Source organism: Prevotella sp. HMSC077E09, assembly GCF_001814685.1.
GTDB classification, from domain to species: Bacteria; Bacteroidota; Bacteroidia; order Bacteroidales; family Bacteroidaceae; genus Prevotella; species Prevotella oris.
Genome location: NZ_KV817506.1, coordinates 3,030 through 6,893 on the forward strand (window position 1 = coordinate 3,030; position 3,864 = coordinate 6,893).

Genomic DNA, 3,864 nt, shown 5'->3' on the forward strand with positions numbered 1-3,864 from the left:
TCATGCTTATGTTGGAATGTCCCAGCATCTTGCTCACCGTCTCTATGGGTACTCCCTGTTCAAGCGTGATGAGCGTGGCAAAGGTGTGTCTTGCGGTATGCGTGGTAAAGGGAAAGGATATGCCTGCACGCAGCCTGAGGGCTTTCAGGCAACTCTGATAGTTCTTGTACTTGATGAAGGGAAGCAGCGTTTCCCTTTCATCGCTGTGAAACCTTTCTATCAGCCGTATGGCTTCGGGCAGTAGCTTGACGCGACAGAGAACTCCTGTCTTCTGACGGTTGAACTTCAGCCAGAGGCTGCCCTCGTCATCACGGACAAGATGGGACTTGCTCAGTTCCATCAGATCGCAATAGGCTGCACCGACATAACAGGCAAAAAGGAAAATGTCCCTTGCCGTTTCCATTTCCTCCTCCAAGTCCTCGAAGCGGAGGACCTTCAACTTGTCCAATGCTTCCCTGTCAAGAGCCTTTGGCAGTTTGTTGTCTCCCTTTGATATTTTCGCCTTGTCAAAAAGGAGCGTGTCTGCCAACCCCTCACGGTATGCCAGCCTGCATACCGTTTTCAAGAAGGTGGCGGCATTATAGAACGTACATTCCTGAAAGCCACACTCACCCACAAAGTACTGTCTGAAATCGTAAATAAACTGCTCCGTGAGTTGTGAGAAAGCCAAGTCCGATACCTTGTACTTCCTTTGTATAAATCTCTGCAAATGGATTCGGGTGGAATGGTAGCCGTGTATGGCTCCTTCCTTGATGTCTATGCCAACATGACTTTCCTTCTCCTTGATGAGCATGTCCAGCCTTTCGGTGAGCATGCAGCGTGCCTGTACGCTGCCTTGAAACAGCCCCTTCACATCGGTTGCGTCAAATGGGCAACCTTTGGATAGCAGAGACTGATAGGCAACCTGAATGGAAACAAGCAAGTTCTCCAGCCTGCCGTTCACCTCCACCGCCTCATGGCTCTTGCCGTCCATTCTACTTTCACGGGGATTCCACAAATCGGGGTTACAGGACAGCTTGCAGCTGAACTGCGCAATGGAACGACCGATAGTAATGCGCCCCATAATCGGAGCCTTACCCGACTTGTCCAGACCGCTCTTTTTGAGGTAGAGCAGCACCTTCATTTTCTCTGTTTTCATACGCCTTAATTTTTATGGGCAAAGTTACCCGAATTAAAGCGTTCTTCACTTATGCAGAAAACTGCCGACCGAAGCAACAGCCACACGGGGCGAAAATAATTCAGTTACCTGACATTGCTCCGTCGTTACCTATGGCAAAATAGGGTAACGGTTTAGTAACTGAACTTTTGCCTGAATCTGCATATTGCTGCCCTTTGCGAACAGGGCAATTTTATGCAAATCGTTCCGTTTCGTGCTCATTGTCAGTCAGTTTGCACCAACTTCGATTTTTCTTCATTTTCAAGGATTAGTTGCATTGCGACTTGATGCAGAAAGCATGGCAATATGAAGCAGATAGCAGCGTCGTTTGATGCAAATGACGTGACATCGTGTTTTTTCTTGGGCTGCTAAAGGTGTGAAATTCATCCAGACAGTCATGTAAATGGGCAACTCTTTTTCTATTTGGTGTGGCCGAAAAGAGTTAAAAACAGGGACATAAAGTTTACAAATGGAAGTCTTTTCTCTGTTGCTTTTGGGTGGCTTCATCATGCAAAGTCCATTGATAACTGCCTATGTTTTCAAGGGGAGAAAAGACATTTTGCAGGCTGGTTAGCTATAGTCTGCGGGTTTTTCGGGCCTGCACTAAGCGTTGTTTTCAATCTTGAATGATGAAATTTAATGAGGAGTTACGCCCTTTGTATCACGAAATTGTGCTAAAAAAGATAAAAAGAAAAAGGGCAAAAGCGTGAATTTGGCCGGCAAATCTGCCATTATTGGCTTTCTCACTCTTTTGCCCTTTTACTTCTTTGTCGTTATCAGATGTCGAACTTATAGCCCAATGTAAACTGGAATACGCTGTTCTTTGGGTTGCCATTCTTACTGATATTGGTCACGCCGAAGTTGTAACGACCATCAAGAACGAAGTTCTTGTACTCGTAAGACAGACCAACTGGGATAGAAAGGTCAAATGTGTTTACCTCCGTAGCATGGTCTTTATCTATCATGAGACCAGGCTGAAGACCAAGCTTGACAGCGAGACCTGGCACTACATAAACATTGGCCATGACTGGCATGTTGATATAGCTTGGGTTCCATTTCTCATTAGAATTCTTAACTTTGGCACCCTGACGGGAGTAGAGCAGACCGGTACTTACAGAGAAAATCTCACCCACTTGATACTCTGCTTCAGCACCACCAACGAAGTCAACTTTATAGTTGCTCTCGGTTTTTGTGGTGTTTGCAATGTTCAAACCAACCTTAGGCTGAATGGTAAAGTCACCTACTTCATGCTGTGCGAAAGTTGCAACTGAAGTGAGCAACAATGCTGCAGCCAACACAATCTTCTTCATAATTCTTTCTTTTTTAGTTTATAACTCTAATTAATTTCGCTGCAATAACAGTGATTTTTCTTTATAGTTTGTCTCTAACACTGTTGCAAAGATATGTTTTTTCAACCTATCTTCAAAATATTTCTGTGTTATTTTACTATTCTTTACCTATTTCTTTATCCTGAAACAAGGGCCTTGTAAAATGGTAACATGCTGTTACAGAGCTGTTTTGTTCATGGGAAAAAGCTGTTGGTTGCTCCTTGTGCCATTGGTTTCTGCATAGTTGTGGAAAGTTCATACGTTGCTATAGACATGCGAAAGGAATGGCACCGCGAAAGTTTTTTGCCTTGACAGTTTAGCCATAGAGCTTTTCATAGCTTTCCTGCATGTGCTTCATGGAGAAATTGTTTTCTGCAAATAGCCGTGCCTTTGCTTGCAGATTGGTGCGGTTGGCTGTGGGCAAAACCTCATTGAATAGGTGCTGATAGGCTTTAAGGTCATTATTTTCTACGCGCAAAGGCCAGTCTTCAGGCAGTGTTTCATACAGTCCGGGACAGGCATTGATGATAACCGGAAGCCCATTGAAGCTGGCTTCAAGCGATAGAATACTCAGTCCTTCAAAGCGTGAAGGCATGAGCAGGAAGTCGAAAGAAGCCATGTATGAGGCTAAATTGAATAGGGGCTTGCAGATTGAAACGTTACTGCATTCGACCAATTGCTCGGTGAGAAGTGCCTCAAGTGAACCACCGCCGATGACATGGAAGTAGCAGCATGGGTTGTCTTTTTGGCTTTTTATGATTTCAATCAGCGTGTCGATGCCTTTCTGTTCCTCAAATCTTCCGGCGAAAAGAATGTTTGTTTTGTCGGTTTTCAGATGTGGGTAAGGTTGCTGACTGACGGGAGCCACACCATTATATATAATAGGTGGGCAGGCATGATAAATGTTCTGATAGTTCTTTCTGACGGCTTCTGAAATGGCGACATTGGCATTCTGGCGGATGAAAAAGGCTTCTACACGCTGCCCCGTGCGCTCCATACCGGCCCAAAGTCGCGTGTTGTGAATGGTTCTTACAATCTTGCAGCGTTTCAAAGTCCAAGGAAACAGACGGAAAAAGCAGTAAGTTGCCAAGTCGGGCATCTCTGTATGACAGTGTATGGCGCGTGGTTTATATTTCAGAAAGAGCCATAGAAACCACAGCGGAAAGGTCAAGGCAGCTAACCGTTCGAAGAGATAATGGAAATGGAACTCGGGTATCCAGCCACGATGATAGCAGATGTTGTGGTCTTGAAGTTCCTTTATGAGCACCTTGGTAAAAGCCCCATGCGCCCTGATAAGCTCCACAACATGATACTCTATGCCCTCGGTGGCCGACTCTGCAATGTTGACCGCCACGCGTTCGGCACCGCCAACATCAAGAT

At 45.3% G+C, this 3,864-nt stretch carries 3 protein-coding genes; all 3 read right to left on the reverse strand.

Annotated elements, in window-relative coordinates; genetic code table 11:
* On the reverse strand, positions 1–1,138 hold a 1,138-nt coding region (locus tag HMPREF2983_RS02260), incomplete at its 3' end, for a site-specific integrase (protein ID WP_070666341.1).
* 794 nt (positions 1,139–1,932) lie between these two features.
* Complete coding sequence (locus tag HMPREF2983_RS02270; protein ID WP_070666347.1) at positions 1,933–2,466, reverse strand: porin family protein; 534 nt, start codon at positions 2,464–2,466, stop codon at positions 1,933–1,935.
* Positions 2,467–2,800: 334 nt separating this feature from the next.
* Positions 2,801–3,864: glycosyltransferase family 4 protein (locus tag HMPREF2983_RS02275; protein WP_246829320.1), on the reverse strand; the 1,064-nt coding region annotated here is incomplete at its 5' end.